The organism is Pseudomonas sp. P4_C3 (assembly GCF_056402075.1).
Map to the genome: position 1 here is coordinate 57,679 of NZ_JBFUIC010000007.1, position 17,482 is coordinate 75,160.

General features: G+C 60.5%; 13 protein-coding genes. 5 read left to right on the forward strand and 8 right to left on the reverse strand.

Annotation, left to right across the window (positions count from 1 at the left end):
• Positions 1-366: 366 nt before the first annotated feature.
• The 4 genes from AC1DVH_RS03285 to AC1DVH_RS03300 all read right to left on the reverse strand — a co-directional run bounded on the left by AC1DVH_RS03285 (position 367) and on the right by AC1DVH_RS03300 (position 5,344).
• Positions 367-2,037 (reverse strand): bifunctional protein-serine/threonine kinase/phosphatase, encoded by a 1,671-nt coding sequence (locus AC1DVH_RS03285; protein ID WP_477752609.1) that lies wholly within the window; start codon positions 2,035-2,037, stop codon positions 367-369.
• 7 nt (positions 2,038-2,044) lie between these two features.
• Positions 2,045-3,256 (reverse strand): nitrate/nitrite transporter, encoded by a 1,212-nt coding sequence (locus AC1DVH_RS03290; RefSeq protein WP_477752610.1) that lies wholly within the window; start codon positions 3,254-3,256, stop codon positions 2,045-2,047.
• 285 nt (positions 3,257-3,541) lie between these two features.
• Positions 3,542-4,117, reverse strand: coding sequence for an ANTAR domain-containing response regulator (locus AC1DVH_RS03295; RefSeq protein ID WP_108218906.1), 576 nt, complete (start codon positions 4,115-4,117; stop codon positions 3,542-3,544).
• 15 nt (positions 4,118-4,132) lie between these two features.
• Positions 4,133-5,344, reverse strand: a complete 1,212-nt coding sequence (locus AC1DVH_RS03300; protein ID WP_477752611.1) for a CmpA/NrtA family ABC transporter substrate-binding protein — start codon at positions 5,342-5,344, stop codon at positions 4,133-4,135.
• 228 nt (positions 5,345-5,572) lie between these two features.
• On the opposite strand from AC1DVH_RS03300, the gene AC1DVH_RS03305 reads away from it, so the two are divergent.
• Positions 5,573-6,592 (forward strand): quinone-dependent dihydroorotate dehydrogenase, encoded by a 1,020-nt coding sequence (locus tag AC1DVH_RS03305; RefSeq protein ID WP_477752612.1) that lies wholly within the window; start codon positions 5,573-5,575, stop codon positions 6,590-6,592.
• Between the two features lie 44 nt (positions 6,593-6,636).
• Here AC1DVH_RS03305 and rmf read toward each other — a convergent pair whose 3' ends face one another.
• Complete coding sequence (rmf, locus tag AC1DVH_RS03310; RefSeq protein ID WP_477752613.1) at positions 6,637-6,882, reverse strand: ribosome modulation factor; 246 nt, start codon at positions 6,880-6,882, stop codon at positions 6,637-6,639.
• Between the two features lie 529 nt (positions 6,883-7,411).
• On the opposite strand from rmf, the gene rlmKL reads away from it, so the two are divergent.
• Together rlmKL and AC1DVH_RS03320 are read left to right on the forward strand one after the other, a co-directional pair.
• Positions 7,412-9,682, forward strand: coding sequence for a bifunctional 23S rRNA (guanine(2069)-N(7))-methyltransferase RlmK/23S rRNA (guanine(2445)-N(2))-methyltransferase RlmL (gene rlmKL / locus AC1DVH_RS03315; RefSeq protein ID WP_477752614.1), 2,271 nt, complete (start codon positions 7,412-7,414; stop codon positions 9,680-9,682).
• Between the two features lie 228 nt (positions 9,683-9,910).
• The gene (locus AC1DVH_RS03320; RefSeq protein ID WP_477752615.1) at positions 9,911-12,310 is read left to right on the forward strand and encodes a sensor domain-containing diguanylate cyclase; all 2,400 of its coding nucleotides are present in this window, start codon (positions 9,911-9,913) and stop codon (positions 12,308-12,310) included.
• Positions 12,311-12,446: 136 nt separating this feature from the next.
• Here the strand turns inward: AC1DVH_RS03320 and dacB are convergent, their stop codons facing one another.
• A complete protein-coding gene (dacB, locus tag AC1DVH_RS03325; RefSeq protein ID WP_477752616.1) occupies positions 12,447-13,907 on the reverse strand; it encodes a D-alanyl-D-alanine carboxypeptidase/D-alanyl-D-alanine endopeptidase in 1,461 nt (486 codons plus the stop codon).
• 234 nt (positions 13,908-14,141) lie between these two features.
• On the opposite strand from dacB, the gene AC1DVH_RS03330 reads away from it, so the two are divergent.
• A complete protein-coding gene (locus tag AC1DVH_RS03330) occupies positions 14,142-14,486 on the forward strand; it encodes a YggL family protein (protein ID WP_007971486.1) in 345 nt (114 codons plus the stop codon).
• Positions 14,487-14,645: 159 nt separating this feature from the next.
• Here the strand turns inward: AC1DVH_RS03330 and AC1DVH_RS03335 are convergent, their stop codons facing one another.
• Positions 14,646-15,839 carry a benzoate/H(+) symporter BenE family transporter gene (locus AC1DVH_RS03335; RefSeq protein WP_477752617.1) on the reverse strand — a complete coding sequence of 398 codons (1,194 nt, stop codon included), beginning with the start codon at positions 15,837-15,839 and terminating at the stop codon, positions 14,646-14,648.
• Positions 15,840-16,164: 325 nt separating this feature from the next.
• On the opposite strand from AC1DVH_RS03335, the gene AC1DVH_RS03340 reads away from it, so the two are divergent.
• Positions 16,165-16,929, forward strand: a complete 765-nt coding sequence (locus AC1DVH_RS03340) for a GntR family transcriptional regulator (protein WP_477752618.1) — start codon at positions 16,165-16,167, stop codon at positions 16,927-16,929.
• Between the two features lie 180 nt (positions 16,930-17,109).
• Here AC1DVH_RS03340 and AC1DVH_RS03345 read toward each other — a convergent pair.
• The coding region (locus tag AC1DVH_RS03345) for an amidohydrolase family protein (RefSeq protein ID WP_477752619.1) at positions 17,110-17,482 on the reverse strand (373 nt) is incomplete at its 5' end.

Below are 17,482 nucleotides of genomic sequence, written 5' to 3' on the forward strand. Positions count from 1 at the left end.
ATTCAGGCCTTGCTCGACAAAATTTTGCGCAAACAAAAAAAGGCGTCTCGCCAGTTAACTAGCGAGGACGCCTTTGTCCTTGTCCCGTTCTCTCGGGCAGCGCAGCTTTCTACGTTGAAGGCTGGGCTTTATGTATGTTGGAAAAGGTAATGCAGCGGTTGTGCCAAGTTGCCCAAATGCCGAATTTATGGGCTCTCACCGTGGAAGGAGGGTGTTTGCGTGCACCGGTTCAATGCGCTATGCCCGGTTTTGAAGCAGAAAGATCAAAAGATCGCAGGCTGCGCCAGCTCCTACAGGGGATCGTGGGCCACCCGTAAGAGCTGGTGCAGGCTGCGATCTTTTGATCTTTTGGGGTCAATAAACAGCTCAACCATGAAACAGCAAAAACAGCAGCACCAGATTCACCAGCAACGACACCAGCGCCAACGTCCGCCAGACTTTCAGCGGTTCGCGCTCCAGCAACGGTCTGGGGCGCACGCTCAAACTGCGTCGTTCTCCCTGTTCCAGTAGCAACAACCATTCTTCCGCTGTTTCAAAGCGCTGATCCGGAGCCGCCGCCACTGCGCGCTCCAGGCTTTGCGCGATCCATTCCGGCAGGTCGGGCCGGTAGCGACTGGCGCTGACAGGCACACCAAACCGAGGGCGTTGGAACGCTTCGATTTCGCCGTAGGGATAATGCCCGGTCAGCAGGTAATACAAGGTCACGCCGACTGCATACAAATCCTGTTGTGGTGTAGGAGGGTCACCTCGAAAGGCTTCCGGCGCGATATAGCTGGGCGTTCCGGGCAGGGCGCAAGCTTGATCTTCGGACAGCCCGGGACAATAGGCGAGGCCGAAATCCAGCAGGCGCAACTCGCCGTCGTCCCCTAGCAGCAGGTTCTCCGGTTTGATATCGCGATGCAGAATTTGCCGTCGATGCAAGATGCCGATAGCTCGCAGCAGGCGTTCGGCCAGGTCCAGCCATTGAGCCAATGGCAGCGTTGCGACATGCTCATGCAGCTCAGCCAAGGTCGACCCGGAATATTCCCGCATCACGTAGTACAAATGCTGACGCTGACTGGCGGCATGGACTTCAGGAAAATGCCGCCCGGCCACACGCTTGAGAAACCATTCCTCCGACAACAACGCCTGCCCGGCCTGGTGATCGTCACGTAGCGCACTGGGCAAGGTTTTCAGCAGCCAGGGCTGTTGTTGTGCATCGCGCACCCGGTAGAGCAGCGATTGCTGGCTCTGGCCGAGGATCCCTTCGACCTGCCAGCCTTCGAAAGGCTGGCCTGGCTTCAGCGCGGGCGGGAGTGGCCATTGCTGCAGATGAATCAGTGCATCGCCAATGCTGGTTTCACCGAGGGCATCGACCCGCACCAGCAGGGCGCTGGCGTTGTCCTGGCTGCCGGCCAGATGCGCAGCGCTGACCAGGGTCTGCGCGGCACTGTTCAGGTCAGGTTGATCGCGCAAAATGCCCGCAATGGCGGTGTCGCCCAGCACGGCCCAGATGCCGTCGCTGAGCAGCACGAAACTCTCATTCAGCCGTAGTTCGCCATCGAGAAAGTCCAGCACCAGGTGTTGATCCAGTCCCAAGGCCCGTTTGAGCACATGCTGCATGCCCGGCTGGTCCCAGACGTGATCCTCACTCACCCGTTGCAGCGTGTCGGCGTGCCAGCGATAAACCCGGCAATCGCCGACATGCGCCAGGGTGAAACGCCGGCCACGCATCACCAAGGCACTGACAGTGGTCAGCAGCGGTTGCCCGCCACCGTTCGCCTGCAACCAGCGATTTTGCGCCAGTAACAGACGGTCCAGTGCCTGGGCGACGCCCCAGGTTTCCGGGGTGGCGTAGTAGTCCAGCGCCAGGGCCTGCAAGGTCGAACGGGCCGCGAGACCGCCATCGGCGCATTGGCTGACGCCGTCGGCGATGGCGAACAGGTAACCCTTGCTCGCTGCCAGCGCCGGGGCCGGAGTGACCAGGCGCAGAGCGTCCTGGTTCTCCTCGCGGGGGCCGATGGCGCTGTGTTCGGCGAAGCTCAGTTGCAGGCTCATTCAGTCCTCACACCCGTGCTGCGGTGACGGCGGCCGAACCCCAAGTGGTTCTCCAGCGACGTTTCACACCGTGCAGACCGAACCAGGCAAGTACACCGAGGCTTGCGAACAACCACAAGGCCAGTTGATAGCTGCCGGTGCTTTGTTTGATCGCGCCCATGCCGGCGGCCAGTGCGAAGCCACCGATGCCGCCGGCCATGCCGATCAGGCCGGTCATCACGCCGATTTCCCGGCGAAAACGCTGGGGCACCAACTGGAATACCGCGCCATTGCCTGCGCCCAGACCGAGCATGGTGCAGACGAAAAGCGCCAGTGCGGCATAGGAACTCGGCAGATTGAAACCCACTGTCGCAATGCAGATCGCCGCCACGGTGTACATCGCCAGCAAGGTACGAATCCCGCCAAAGCGATCCGCCAGCGCGCCGCCCAGAGGACGCATCAGGCTGCCACCGAACACACATGCAGCAGTGTAGTAGCCGGCGGTCACCGGGCTCAGGCCGTATTGGTCGTTGAAGTAGCCGGGCAGGGCACTGGCCAGACCGATAAAACCACCGAAGGTCACGCTGTAGAAAAACATGAACCACCAGCTGTCGCGGTCACCCAGGGCCTTGAAATAGTCAGACACAGACTTGGCTTTCGGGCGCTCGGGTGCATTTTTGGCCAGCCAGGCGAAGACGATCAAGGTCAGGATCAGCGGGATCAGGGCGAAGCCGAACACGTTGCTCCAGCCAAACATGGCGGCCAGTACCGGGGCAATCAGTGCGGCGAGCACAGTGCCCGAGTTGCCGGCACCGGCGATGCCCATGGCTTTGCCTTGGTGCTGGGGCGGATACCATTGCGAGGCCAGCGGCAGGGCGACGGCGAAGGACGCACCGGCCATGCCGAGGAACAGGCCCAGCAACAGCGCTTGCTCGTAACTGTGAATGCCGACTTTCCAGGCGACGAACAGGGCGCAGATGACGATCACCTGGCCGATTATCCCGGCGGTTTTTGGCGACAGGCGATCAGCCAGCAGGCCCATCGCAAAGCGCAATACAGCCCCGGCCAGAATCGGCGTGGCAACCACCAGTCCCCGTTGCTGCGTCGTCAGGTGCAGGTCGGCAGCGATCTGTACCGCCAAAGGACCGAGCAGGTACCAGACCATGAAACTCAGGTCGAAATAGAGGAAGGCTGCGAACAATGTGGGTGTATGGCCGGATTTCCAGAAGCTTGAATTCATTGCGCACCTCAGCTGTGAAGAGTCTCGAAAGGAGTCATGAGCTTGCAGGTGGGGCGCCGATACGGCCGCACCACCGGCCCCGTGCTGTGGGGCCAAAACGAAAAAACGCCGCCACCCGATTCGCCAGGGGCAAATGAGGTGCGCGACGTCTTTGTCGTAGGTGGGGCAACCGCCGTTGGTTACCTGTGGTGATTACCTAGCCAGATCTGTGCCATATCGGAAATGTGCGTAAAGCAAAAAAGATCGTCCGAACGCGGCCCGAGCCTTCGGACGATCTTTTGTTGTTCAACCCAATAATTCGCTCATGGCAATAATCTGCTCCGCCACTTGAATCAGCTTCTGCTGTCGGCTCATCGCCTGGCGGCGCATCAGCGTGTAGGCCTCTTCCTCGTTGCAGTCCTTCATTTTCATCAGCAGCCCCTTGGCCAGTTCGATGCGCTTGCGCTCGGCCAGTTGCTGGTCGCGGGCTTGCAACTGGGCACGCAAGGCCTGATCGCTTTCGAAGCGTGCCATGGCCACATCGAGAATCGGCTGCAGGCGTTGTGCGTGAATGCCTTCGACGATGTAGGCACTGACTCCGGACTTGATCGCCTGTCGCATCACACCGGGGTCGTGTTCGTCGGTGAACATCACTATCGGTCGTGGCTGGTCGCGAGTCACCAGCACCACTTGTTCCATGACATCGCGACCCGGTGACTCGGTATCGATCAGAATCACATCCGGACGCACCGTTTCGACGCGTTCGGGCAGGTCGATGGTCAGGCCGGATTCATCGATCACTTCAAATCCGGCTTCGGTCAAGGCAGCCTTCAGGCGTCCGACTTTCTTGGCGGTGTCGTTGATCAGCAGGATACGCAGCATGTTCGTGGTCTCCTGTCAGCGGCTGGCGGATCGATGGGAGCTGTCGCTCATGGCGTGCAGTTTGAAACTGCGGGCATAACCGGCCGGGTCCGAGCCGTCCCAGATCTTGCCGTCGATCAACTGGCTGCTGCGCATTTCCTCAGCTGGTGAGGCGACGCCGACGGCACTGGCGGCCTCACGGTAGAGGTCCAGTTGCTGGACCTGCCGGGCCACAGCGAGATAGTCCGGGTCATCGCGCAACAAGCCCCAGCGGCGGAACTGGGTCATGAACCACATGCCGTCGGACAGGTACGGCAGGTTGACCTCGCCATCCCCGTGCAAGCGCAGTGCGTGCGGGTCTTGCCAGCGATGGCCAAGGCCGTCGGCGTATTCGCCCAGCAGGCGCGGTTCGATACAGTCCAGTGGCGCGTCAAGGTACTGATCGGCACTGAGCAATTGTGCGGTACTGCGGCGATTCTCGGTGCTTTCTTCGATGAAACGGCTGGCCTCCAGAACCGCCATCACCAACGCCCGGGCAGTATTGGGGTATTGCTCGACGAACGCGCGGGTGCAGCCGAGGACTTTTTCCGGATGATCGGGCCAGAGGGTCTGGGTCGTGGCCAGGGTGAAGCCGAGGTCCTGTTGCACGGCGCTGGCGGACCAGGGTTCGCCGACGCAGAACCCGTCGATACGCCCGGCTCGCAGGTGCGCGACCATTTGCGGTGGCGGCACCACCACGCTGTCGACATCCTGCAATGGGTGAATGCCCTGGCTGGCGAGCCAGTAATACAACCACATGGCGTGGGTGCCGGTTGGAAACGTCTGGGCGAAGGTGAGTTTTGAGCGAGTTTGGTGCACGTGCCGATCCAGTGCTTCAGGACTGGTCACTCCAAGCGCCTGCAAGCCGCGGGACAGGTTGATGCTCTGGCCGTTCTGATTCAGGCCCATCAACACAGCCATGTCGGTCGCGGCCACGCCACCGATGCCCAGGTGTACGGCATAAATCAGACCGTAGAGGCTGTGGGCGGCATCGAGTTCACCGCTGACCAGTTTGTCCCGCAGGTTGGCCCAGGACGACTGACGCTTGAGGTTCAGGGTCAAGCCGTGGGGTTGGGCGAAGCCCTGGGTGGCGGCGACCACCACCGAGGCGCAGTCGCTCAGGGCCATGAAGCCGAGATTGATTTCGGTTTTTTCCGGGGCATCGCTGCCATTGACCCAGGCCAGAGGGTCGGCTGACGTTTCGTTCATCGCGTGTTCACCTTGCAAAAAAAACGTCGTCCCGAGTTCTTGCGTGAGCAGGCCGGGGACGACGCCATTGTCTTTGCACACATTCGGTCGTTGGCATGGGTGCTGGTGCCCAGAGTGGTGCAAGGCATATGCCATTATCTGTTGATTTGATTACGCGCCTCGCTTGCCACCCCGTTGCCCGGCTATAATCGCCGCCTCAATTCGCCGCCAATCGAGTCAAATCCGCCCATGTACACCCTGGCCCGTCAGCTGTTGTTCAAACTCTCCCCGGAAACCTCCCACGATCTGTCCCTGGACCTGATCGGCGCGGGCGGGCGTCTTGGGCTCAACGGCTTGCTGTGCAAGGCCCCGGCGAAGATGCCGGTGAATGTCATGGGCCTGGACTTCCCGAATCCGGTGGGACTGGCCGCCGGTCTGGACAAGAACGGTGCGGCCATCGATGGTTTCGCCCAACTGGGTTTCGGTTTTGTCGAAATCGGCACCATCACGCCGCGTCCGCAGCCGGGCAACCCGAAGCCACGCCTGTTCCGTTTGCCGGAAGCCGAGGCGATCATCAATCGCATGGGTTTCAACAACCTCGGCGTCGATCACTTGCTGGCTCGCGTGGCAGCGGCCAAGTACAAGGGCGTGCTGGGCATCAACATTGGCAAGAACTTCGATACGCCGGTCGAGCGTGCCGTGGACGACTACCTGATCTGCCTGGACAAGGTTTACGCCCACGCCAGCTATGTGACGGTCAACGTCAGTTCGCCGAACACGCCGGGCCTGCGCAGCCTGCAATTCGGCGACTCGCTCAAGCAGTTGCTGGCCGATCTGGCCGAGCGCCGCGCGGAACTGGCATTGCGTCATGGCAAACATGTACCGCTGGCGATCAAGATCGCGCCGGACATGAGCGACGAAGAAACCGCACAGGTTGCGCAAGCGCTGATCGAAACCGGAATGGATGCCGTGATTGCGACTAACACCACCCTGAGCCGCGTAGGCGTCGAAGGCTTGGAGCATGGTGACGAAGGCGGTGGTTTGTCCGGCGCACCGGTTCGCGACAAGAGCACCCACACCGTGACAGTGCTGGCATCGGAACTGGGTGGTCGGCTGCCGATCATCGCTGCCGGCGGCATTACCGAAGGCAAGCACGCCGCAGAAAAAATCACCGCAGGCGCGAGCCTGGTGCAGATCTACTCGGGCTTCATCTACAAAGGCCCGGCGCTGATTCGTGAGTCGGTAGACGCAATCGCGGCCCTGAGATAAACCCGGTCCCCGTAGGAGCTGCCGAAGGCTGCGATCTTTTGATMTTAAAAAATCAAAATCAAAATCAAAAGATCGCAGCCTTCGGCAGCTCCTACGTTGAGTTTGTGGATTCCCGCAGTGCCGGTCATACCGTCCCAGTTGTCGCCGCGTCCTTCTCGCCAGCCGTTGATCCAGGCTTGACGTACCGACGGTAGAGTAAAGGGGCAAAGCTCACGGGATTTACCACCAACGCCATATTGATATCCGCGCAAAAATGCTCTTTCCAACGGATCACGCTTAAGTCTTCTCATAGGGTGTTGCCCTCACTTGTTGACTGTATTTATCGCGTCGACCTCAATTGAGGTCTGGCAGAAAACTCTGCCGTTGGGGGCTCGTTGCCGGCGTGACGAGCCAAGGTGTTGGCGTCATTGCAGCGCCAACCTGTATTGAGTTCTAACCAATGCGTCACATCGAGGGAATGATCGTTTTGTCATAAGGACGTAACTGTTCATGTGCTAACGCCATAAGTAACAGAGCGTTTGTAGCGTATTTATTGGCCAAACCCCGGTATGATCGGCCCTGCGCTGGATGATGGGCTTAATCCTTTAGTGAGAATGGCTCCCGTTGCCGGGAAGCACTATTCGACGAAGGGTCGACTTATGACATTTTGTTGCATCAACTTTTTTATCTGTCCTTGCATCTAAGCTCATTTAACCCGGGCAGCAGGGGTGGAACGGCACACCTTCGTGCCACGCGGGCGCTCTTCGAGAAAAGCGCCTGATTGAAAACCGGACCGGCAATGCGTTGCCCGGTCACTCAGCTAAAGGTTCTGGAATTCCCATGTCCGATCGTTTCGAACTCTTCCTCACTTGCCCAAAAGGCCTTGAAGGCCTGCTCATCGAGGAAGCCGTCGGGCTTGGCCTTGAGGAAGCGCGGGAGCACACCTCTGCCGTGCGCGGCATGGCCACCATGGAAACCGCTTATCGCCTGTGCCTGTGGTCGCGCCTGGCCAACCGCGTGCTGCTGGTGCTCAAGCGTTTTCCGATGAAGGACGCCGAAGACCTGTACCACGGCGTGCTGGACATCGAGTGGCAAGACCACATGCTCAATGACGGCACCCTGGCCGTCGAATTCAGCGGTCATGGCTCGGGCATCGACAACACTCACTTCGGTGCGCTGAAGGTCAAGGACGCCATCGTCGACAAGCTGCGTACTCCGCAAGGCGACCGTCCGTCCATCGACAAGCTCAACCCGGACCTGCGCATTCACCTGCGCCTGGACCGTGGCGAAGCCATTCTGTCCCTTGACCTGTCCGGCCACAGCCTGCACCAGCGCGGCTATCGCCTGCAGCAAGGCGCGGCACCGCTGAAGGAAAACCTCGCGGCCGCCATCCTGATCCGTTCCGGCTGGCCACGTATCGCGGCCGAAGGCGGCGCGCTGGCCGACCCGATGTGCGGTGTCGGTACCTTCCTGGTGGAAGCGGCGATGATCGCCGCCGACATCGCGCCGAACCTGCGTCGCGAGCAGTGGGGCTTCACCGCCTGGCTCGGTCACGTCCCGGCGCTGTGGAAAAAACTGCACGAAGAAGCTTCCGAACGTGCAGCGGCCGGCCTGGCCAAAACACCATTGTGGATTCGCGGCTATGAAGCCGATCCACGGCTGATCCAACCGGGTCGTAACAACGTCGAGCGTGCCGGCCTGAGCGAGTGGATCAAAATCTACCAGGGTGAGGTCGCGACTTTCGAGCCGCGCCCGGACCAGAACCAGAAAGGCCTGGTGATCTGCAACCCTCCATACGGCGAGCGTCTGGGTGACGAGGCGAGCCTGCTCTACCTCTACCAGAACCTCGGCGAGCGCCTGCGTCAGGCCTGCCTGAACTGGGAGGCGGCGGTGTTCACCGGTGCGCCGGACCTGGGCAAGCGCATGGGGATCCGCAGCCACAAGCAGTATTCGTTCTGGAACGGCGCCTTGCCGTGCAAGCTGCTGCTGATCAAGGTGCTGCCGGATCAGTTCGTCACCGGCGAGCGTCGTACTCCGGAACAGCGCCAGGTCGAGCGTGAGCAAGCTGCCTACGATCAGGCGCCGAACGAACCGCAAGAACGCAAGTTCAACAAAAACGGCAACCCGATCAAACCGACGCCGGCACCGGCTCCGGTGATCGAGCAGCCGCGCCTGAGCGAAGGCGGGCAGATGTTCGCCAACCGCCTGCAAAAGAACCTCAAGACCCTGGGCAAGTGGGTCAAGCGTGAAGGCATCGACTGCTACCGCGTGTACGATGCCGACATGCCGGAATACTCCATGGCCATCGACCTGTATCAGGATTGGGTCCACGTCCAGGAGTACGCCGCGCCGAAATCCATCGATCCGGAAAAAGCCTCGGGGCGCATGTTCGATGCCCTGGCAGCCATCCCGCAGGCGTTGAACATCGACAAGAGCCGCGTGGTGGTAAAACGCCGCGAGCGTCAGAGCGGCACCAGGCAGTACGAGCGCCAGGCGGCGCAGGGCAAGTTCGTCGAGGTCAATGAAGGCGGCGTGAAGCTGCTGGTGAACCTCACCGACTACCTCGACACCGGTCTGTTCCTCGACCATCGGCCGATGCGCATGCGTATCCAGAAAGAGGCGGCGGGCAAACGCTTCCTCAATCTGTTCTGCTACACCGCGACGGCCAGTGTGCATGCGGCCAAGGGCGGCGCGCGCAGCACCACCAGTGTCGACCTGTCGAAAACCTATCTGGACTGGGCGCGGCGCAACCTGTCGCTGAACGGTTTTTCCGACAAGAACCGCCTGGAGCAGGGCGATGTGATGGCGTGGCTCGAAGCCAGTCGTGACGAGTACGACCTGATCTTCATCGATCCGCCGACGTTCTCCAACTCCAAGCGCATGGAAGGTGTCTTCGACGTGCAGCGCGACCAGGTGCAACTGATCGACCTGGCCATGGCGCGACTGGCGCCCGGCGGCGTGTTGTACTTCTCCAACAACTTCCGCAAGTTCGAACTGGAAGCCAATCTCGGCGAGCGTTATGCGGTCGAGGACATCACTGCCCAGACCATCGATCCGGATTTTTCCCGCAACGCCAAGATCCATCGCGCCTGGAAAATCATGGCTCGCTAAATAGCTGTGTTGATTCACTGTAGGAGCGAGCTCTGCTCGCGATGGTCGATAACGATAACGCGTGCCTTCTGGAGTCACGCGGTACTCTTGCTACCATCGCGAGCACTCGAGCGTCGACCGGCTGCTCCTACAGGATCCCATCAGTGCTGGTCAAATTAGTGGCTAATAGCTATAACTCAACTCAAGGCCAAAGGGCTTTCCCGCACCTGGCGTTTTGAGTTGTGTTCTATGTCGTTGCACGCCGTGCGCCCCAAGATCCTGGGTTTTATCAGCGAAGATGCGTCGGCCTGGTTGGTCGCGCTGCTGGTATTGCTGGTCGGCGGGGTGCTCACCGGGTTGCTGGCGTGGTCGACACTTAATCTGTTTCACCATCAATTGCGGCAACGTTTCCAACTGCTGGCCAGTGAACGTTACAGCCGTATCGAAGAGCGTTTCGAAGATCAGGAGCAGCGCCTCGACGGTCTGCGCCGGTTTTTCGCCAATTCCGATTCGGTGTCCCGAGCGGAATTCGACGGCTACACCCGACCTTTGCTCCTGCGAACCCAGGCTTATTCCTATGCCGAACGGATCACTCGTGACGAGCGGTCGGCGTTTGAGGGGCGAGTGCGTGACGAAGGCTTGAGCAGCTTCACTCTGAGAGAGCTCAACGCCGACGGCCAATTGCAACTGGCCGGCGAGCGAGATGAGTACGTAGCGGTCCTGTATAGCCAGACGCAAAGCAGACTCGGTTCTCCCCTCGGCTACGACTTGCTGGCCCAGCCGTTGCGGCGTGCCACGCTCGATCGGGCCGATCAGCGTGGTGGCATGGCGGTGTCGCAACCGATGCAACTGGTGAGTATCGAGCCGGCTTATGCGCGAGGCGTGCTGCTGGTCGCGCCGGTCACGCAACATAACAGTCAGGAACACAAAGCCACGAAACCCTACGGTTATGTCATGGCAGTGATCAGCATGCGCCAGTTGCTGGCGGACGGACTGCCGGAAGCGAGCCGTGACTTTCTCTCGGTGCGCATCCTCGATTTGTCGACCGACGAGCAGCACGAGGTGCTGTTCGAGTCGGCCAACCCGCCGGCTGTCAGCGAGTTGTCCGCCACGCGCCTGTTGCGCATGGCCGACCATGACTATCAAGTCGATATCCAGCCCAGCGACGCGTTCGTGCAGGCCAACCATTCCTCCGTGACCAGTCTGGTGGTGTTGGGTGGTTTGCTCAGCGTGTTGCTCAGTGCCTTGCTGTATGTGCTGGTCAGTCAGCGGCAACGGGCGCTGAAACTGGTCGAGCAACGCACCCGGGAGCTGCGGGATCGAGAACAGGAGCTGCGTCGTACCCATGGTCAGTTGCGTGGCGTGCTGGATGCCGCTACCCAGGTTGCGATCATCGCCACCGACCTGCGTGGCGTCATTAGCACCTTCAACGCCGGTGCCGAGCAGATGCTCGGCTATACCAGCGCCGAGGTGGTGGGGCACATGACCCTGGAGAACCTGCACCTGCCCCGGGAACTGGTCGCTCGTTCGGCGGAGTTGAGCGCACGCTATGGCAAGCCGGTTCCAACCTGCCACGCGATGCTGGTCGAAGGCGAGGTGGAGGGCAACCACGAGGCGCGAGAGTGGACGCTGGTGCGCGGCGATGGCAGCCATTTGATGGTCAATATGCTCGCCACGCCAGTGCTCGACGAACAAGGCCTGTGGGTCGGGCACCTGGCGGTGTGCATCGACATCACCGAACGCAAACGGGTCCACGAGGCACTCGCGGCGCGGGACCTGTTGTTGAAGAAACTCAGCGCCCACGTGCCCGGTGGCATCTACCAGTTCAAGATGGAGTTCGACGGGCGATTCAGCGTGATCTACGCCAGCGACGGCATTCGCGAGATCTACGAGCTGGAACCTGACGTGCTGCTGCAAAATGCCGAGGCGATTTTCACCCGGATTCACCCTCAGGACACCACCCGGGTCCGCGCCTCGATTCGCGCCTCGGCCGACACCCTCAGCCCGTGGCGCGAGGAATACCGCGTGCAATTGCCGCAACGGGGTCTGCGTTGGGTGCGTGGCGAGGMCACGCCGGAGGAGCTGCCCGGTGGCGGCGTGCTGTGGCACGGCTACGTCTCGGACATTTCCGATATGAAGCGGGTGGAGGAAGAGTTGCGCGCGTTGTCGGTCACCGATTCGCTGACCGGTATCCACAACCGGCGCTATTTCCAGGAGCGCTTGACCACCGAAATGGCCCGGGTGGAGCGCGGCGGTGGGGATCTGTCGGTGATCATGCTCGATATCGACCATTTCAAGCGCATCAATGACCTGCATGGCCATGCCATCGGTGATCGGGTGTTGCAGGCAGTGTGCGAGCGGATCGGTCACCGGCTGCGTCGCACCGATGTGTTCTGCCGCCTGGGCGGTGAGGAGTTCATGGTGCTGTGCCCGGATATCAGCGGCGAACATGCCTACGTGTTGGCTCTGCAATTGTGGCAAGGCTTGCGCAGTTCACCCATTGAAGGTGTCGGTACGGTCACCGCCAGTTTCGGGATTGCCAGTTGGCGGGTCGGGGAGGGCGCCGATGCCTTGCTGTTGCGCGCGGATTCGGGGGTGTATGCGGCGAAGCAGGCGGGAAGGGATCGGGTTGAGGAGGAGATGAATTAACCGGGCTGTCCACTTCCCCTGTGGGAGCGAGCTTGCTCGCGATAGCGACAGTCCAGTCAGTATTAATGTGACTGACACTCCGCCATCGCGAGCAAGCTCGCTCCCACAGTGGATCTACTGTGTTCTTTAGGTCCGGTTACAACACCGAAGCCGTCTGCGGCATTTTCGGTTGGCGGTACAGGTCCAGCAGCACCTGATCGAGCACCGAAGAGGCGCCGAACGGGGCCTTGTCGTTGAGGATCGCCACCACCGCCCAGGTGTTGCCGTTGACGTCGCGACTGAAACCGGCAATCGCCCGCACAGTGTTCAGGGTGCCGGTCTTGACGTGGGCTTCACCGCGCATGGCAGTGGTCTTCAGGCGTTTGCGCATGGTGCCGTCGGTGCCGGCAATCGGCATCGAACTGATGTACTCGGCGGCATACGGGCTGTGCCACGCAGCTTCGAGCATCGAGGCCATTTCCCGGGCGCTGACGCGCTCGGCACGGGACAGGCCGGAGCCGTTCTCCATCACCAGGTGCGGCGCGGTGATGCCCTTTTTCGCCAGCCACTGACGCACGACACGCTGGGCGGCCTTGGCGTCGTCACCATCGGCATCGGTACGGAAGCGTTGACCGAGGCTCAGGAACAACTGCTGGGCCATGGTGTTGTTACTGTACTTGTTGATGTCGCGGATGATTTCCGCCAGGTCCGGCGAGAACGCCCGGGCCAGGACCTTGGCGTCTTTCGGTGTAGGCGCCAGCACATCCTTGCCCTGAATACTGCCACCCAGTTCCTTCCAGATTGCGCGGACGGCGCCAGCGGTGTAGGTCGCGTGGTCGAGCAGCGACAGGTAGGTCTGCGAGCTGCAGCCTTCACCCAGTTGGCCACCGACCGTCACGGTCACGCTGCCATCGGTCTGTGCCACCGGGTTGTAACGCACGCCACCAGTGCATTGCTTGGAATTGAGGGCCTTGACCTGATTGTCGATGCGGATGGTTGCAATCGGCGGTTCAACCGAGACCAGCACCTTGCCCGAATCATTGCGTGCGACAAAGCGCAGCGCCTTGAGGTTGACCAGCAGCGAGTCAGGTTTGACCAGGAACGGCTTGTTCTCGTCGTTACCGTCGTCATTGAACTCCGGCAGTTGCGGTTGTACGAAGAAGGTTTTATCCAGCACCAGGTCGCCGGTGACCTGGGTCACGCCGTTGGCACGCAGGTCGCGCATCAGCAGCCAGAGTTTTTCCATGTTCAACTTCGGATCGCCGCCACCCTTGAGGTAGAGGTTGCCGTTGAGAATGCCGCCACTCAAGGTGCCGTCGGTGTAGAACTCGGTTTTCCACTGGTGGTTCGGGCCGAGCATTTCCAGGGCCGCGTAGGTGGTGACCAGTTTCATGGTCGACGCCGGGTTGACCGACACGTCGGCATTGAACACCGTCGGGGTGCCGGGACCGGTGAGCGGGATCATCACCAGCGACAGGGCGTTGTCCTGCAACTTGCTGGCTTTCAGGGCTTTTTCAACGTTGGGCGACAACGCGGTATTGATTGGAGCGGCGGAAACGGAGAGGGCCAGTGGGAGAAGAAAACCGGCCAACAGCAATGGACGCAAAGATTTGATCATCTGAAATAAAACCCTACAGCCGAGGGGAAATAAGGTGAGGGCATGGAGATAAATTCCCTCAATGGTCATGAAAGTGTCGGCATTATGCCCCAAGGTGTCACCACTTGGGCCGTGCGTGGGCATTTGGATCGGCTATTTTTTTACCGACGGTAGGCGTGGTGGCCCAGAGAGTCAGGCAATCGGCGGCTTAAACTGCTAAAGTGCCGCCCGTTATTACTTAAGAGGATTGTTCCAATGGCGACTAACCGTTCCCAGCGTCTGCGCAAAAAACTGTGCGTCGATGAATTTCAAGAGCTGGGTTTCGAACTGAACCTGGATTTCAAAGAAGATTTGGCTGATGAAGCCATTGATGCTTTCCTCGATGCGTTCCTCAAAGAAGCCATGGAAGCCAACGGTCTGGGTTATGTTGGCGGCGACGACTACGGTCTGGTTTGCCTGCAGAAGCGTGGCTCGGTCAGCGCTGAACAGCGCGCTGCCGTTGAAGCCTGGCTCAAAGGCCGCACCGAGCTGACCAGCGTTGAAGTCAGCCCGTTGCTGGACGTCTGGTACCCGGAAAAGCCGATCAATCCGGTAGCTTGATGTTCTAAAAAAACGGCGACCCAAGGGTCGCCGTTTTTTTTGCTTTTTTTTGTAGGAGCGAGCTTGCTCGCGAAGGTCGTCAACGATAACGCTGGAAACCTGACACCCCGCAGTGCTCTCAGGTTCATCGTCGGAACGCCGCCCGGAGCAAGCTCGCTCCTACAGGGCCTTGCGCCAGTTCAGGATCAGCAGCGTCACCACCCCCGCGACAATCCCCCAGAACGCCGAACCGATGGAAAACAGCGTCAGCCCCGATGCCGTGACCATGAAGGTGATCAGCGCTGCTTCACGTTCCTTCACTTCGCTCATTGCGATGCTCAAGCCGTTGATGATCGAGCCGAACAGCGCCAGCGCCGCAATCGACAGCACCAGTTCCTTGGGCAGCGCGGCAAACAATGCTGCGAGCGTCGCGCCGAACACCCCGGCGATCCCGTAGAAAACCCCGCACCAGACTGCTGCGGTGTAGCGTTTGTGGCGATCCTCATGGGCGTGCGGTCCGGTGCAGATCGCCGCGCTGATCGCCGCCAGATTGATCCCGTGGGAACCGAACGGTGCCAGCAGCAAACTGGCGATGCCGGTGGTGGTGATCAGCGGCGAAGCGGGCACCGTGTAACCATCGGCGCGCAATACGGCGATGCCGGGCATGTTTTGTGAGGTCATGGCGACGACAAACAGCGGGATGCCGATGCTGATGGTCGCGGCCAGGGAGAAGTGCGGCGTGGTCCAGACCGGCGTGGCCACTTCCAGGTGGAAACCGCTGAAGTCCAGCAGCCCCATGAAGCCCGACAATGCCGTGCCGATCAGCAATGCAGCCAACACCGCATAGCGTGGCGACAGGCGCTTGACCACCAGATAAGTGACAAACATCCCCAGTACCAGGGCGGTGCGGTGTTGCGCTGCGACGAAAATCTCGCTGCCGATCTTGAACAGGATCCCCGCCAGCAGGGCGGCGGCCAGGGATGCGGGAATCTTTTTCATCAGCCGTTCGAAGCTGCCGGTCAGCCCGCAAATTGTCACCAGCACCGCGCAGGTGATGTAGGCGCCGATGGCTTCGCCGTAGCTCACGCCGCCCAGGCTGGTGATCAGCAGCGCGGCGCCGGGGGTCGACCAGGCAATGGTGATCGGCGTGCGATAGCGCAGGGACAGGCCAATCGAGCACACCGCCATGCCGATCGAGATGGCCCAGATCCACGAAGAAATCTGCCCGCTGCTTAGCCCTGCGGCTTGCCCGGCCTGGAACATCAGCACCAGGGAGCTGGTGTAACCGGTCATCATGGCGATGAAGCCAGCGACGATGGCCGAGGGCGAGGTGTCGGCCAAAGGGCGGAGCTGCGCGTGCGTGGCGTCGTTCATGACGGTGGTGTTCCTTCTACTAATGAAGATATTCCCTGTAGGAGCTGCCGAAGGCTGCGATCTTTTGATTTTTCAAGATCAAAAGATCGCAGCCTTCGGCAGCTCCTACAGGGATCGTGTTCAGGCTGCGGATTCTGCGTTAAAGCCTAAACTCAAAAGTAACCAGACGTTGCGATACAGCCGAGGCGACTTTCAGCCGTACAGTCGTGTTGCCACCGTCCATTGTGTACAATCGCTATGTTATTTACGCGATACTTGCCAGCGACCCACCGTGCCGTAATACAGTCACCGTCAATTCGCCGCAGTTCTTCCGACTCGAGTGCCCATGAACGAACAGTTGCAACCCCTAAAGAAACAACCGCGAGCAGGCAAAGCCGGCCGTAGCGGTACCCAGGACGATATTGTCTACGCGCATATCTTCGAGGCCATCCTCGAACAGCGCCTGGCGCCCGGCACCAAGTTGAGCGAAGAAGCGCTGGGGGAAATTTTCGGGGTCAGCCGCACCATCATTCGCCGCGCTTTGTCGCGCCTGGCCCATGAAGGCGTGGTGCTGCTGCGTCCGAATCGCGGCGCCGTGGTCGCCAGTCCGAGTGTCGAAGAGGCGCGCCAGGTGTTCATGGCCCGGCGTCTGGTCGAGCGCGCGATCACTGAGCTGGCGGTGCAACACGCCACCGCCGAGCAGATTGCCGAATTGCGCCAGATGGTCAATGACGAACGCGACAGCTTTTCCCGTGGCGACCGTGGTGCCGGCATCCGCCTGTCGGGCGAATTCCACCTGAAACTGGCAGAAGCGGCGAAAAACGCGCCGCTGATCAGTTTCCAGCGCAGCCTGGTGTCCCAGACGTCGCTGATCATCGCCCAGTACGAAAGCGGCAACCGTTCTCACTGCTCCTACGACGAGCACACCCAACTGATCGACGCCATCGAAAAGCGCGACGCTGAACTGGCGGTGAACCTGATGATGCATCACATGGATCACATCGACAGCAAGCTCAACCTCGACGAGGAAAGTGCTTCGGATGATCTGCATGCGGTGTTCTCGCATTTGCTGCAGACCAAGAAGCCTGGGCGGTCGACCGCGAAAATCTGATCTGTAGGAGCGAGCTTGCTCCGGGCGGCGTTCCGACGATGGTCGTGAACGATAACACGGGGTGCCTGAATTACTGCGGCGCTCTTGCGTTCTTCGCGAGCAAGCTCGCTCCTACAGAGGATCAAAAAAATCCCCCGGAATCTGACGATTGCGGGGGATTTTTTTATGCCCGGAAAAACCTTAGCGCTGATGCACCAGGTTCCCCGCCGCATAGGTCTGCTGAACAGTCCGGTCATCCCCCAGAGTCATCAACACAAACAACGTCTCGGCGATGTTATTGGCCTGCTTCAGGCGATAGCCCAGCAGCGGTGTGGCGTTGTAGTCCAGCACCAGGAAGTCGGCGTCGGTGCCCGGTTGCAGGGTGCCGATCTTGTCTTCCAGGCGCAGCGCACGAGCGCCGCCGAGAGTGGCCAGGTACAGCGACTTGAACGGACTCAGGCGTGCACCCGCAATCGGTGAACTCGTTCTTCGAAGCCGCCGAGCAACTGGACCTGCGGATGATCGCCGGCAAGGTGATGATGGACCGCAACGCCCCGGACTACCTGACCGACAC

Bases quoted from the DNA above. Each gene is read 5' to 3' on its own strand.
- AC1DVH_RS03305 (WP_477752612.1), top strand. From the start codon at position 5,573: ATGTACACCCTGGCCCGTCAGCTGTTGTTCAAACTCTCCCCGGAAACC.
- AC1DVH_RS03290 (WP_477752610.1), bottom strand. From the start codon at position 3,256: ATGAATTCAAGCTTCTGGAAATCCGGCCATACACCCACATTGTTCGCA.
- rmf (WP_477752613.1), bottom strand. From the start codon at position 6,882: ATGAGAAGACTTAAGCGTGATCCGTTGGAAAGAGCATTTTTGCGCGGA.
- rlmKL (WP_477752614.1), top strand. From the start codon at position 7,412: ATGTCCGATCGTTTCGAACTCTTCCTCACTTGCCCAAAAGGCCTTGAA.
- AC1DVH_RS03340 (WP_477752618.1), top strand. From the start codon at position 16,165: ATGAACGAACAGTTGCAACCCCTAAAGAAACAACCGCGAGCAGGCAAA.
- AC1DVH_RS03330 (WP_007971486.1), top strand. From the start codon at position 14,142: ATGGCGACTAACCGTTCCCAGCGTCTGCGCAAAAAACTGTGCGTCGAT.
- AC1DVH_RS03300 (WP_477752611.1), bottom strand. From the start codon at position 5,344: ATGAACGAAACGTCAGCCGACCCTCTGGCCTGGGTCAATGGCAGCGAT.
- AC1DVH_RS03335 (WP_477752617.1), bottom strand. From the start codon at position 15,839: ATGAACGACGCCACGCACGCGCAGCTCCGCCCTTTGGCCGACACCTCG.
- dacB (WP_477752616.1), bottom strand. From the start codon at position 13,907: ATGATCAAATCTTTGCGTCCATTGCTGTTGGCCGGTTTTCTTCTCCCA.
- AC1DVH_RS03295 (WP_108218906.1), bottom strand. From the start codon at position 4,117: ATGCTGCGTATCCTGCTGATCAACGACACCGCCAAGAAAGTCGGACGC.
- AC1DVH_RS03285 (WP_477752609.1), bottom strand. From the start codon at position 2,037: ATGAGCCTGCAACTGAGCTTCGCCGAACACAGCGCCATCGGCCCCCGC.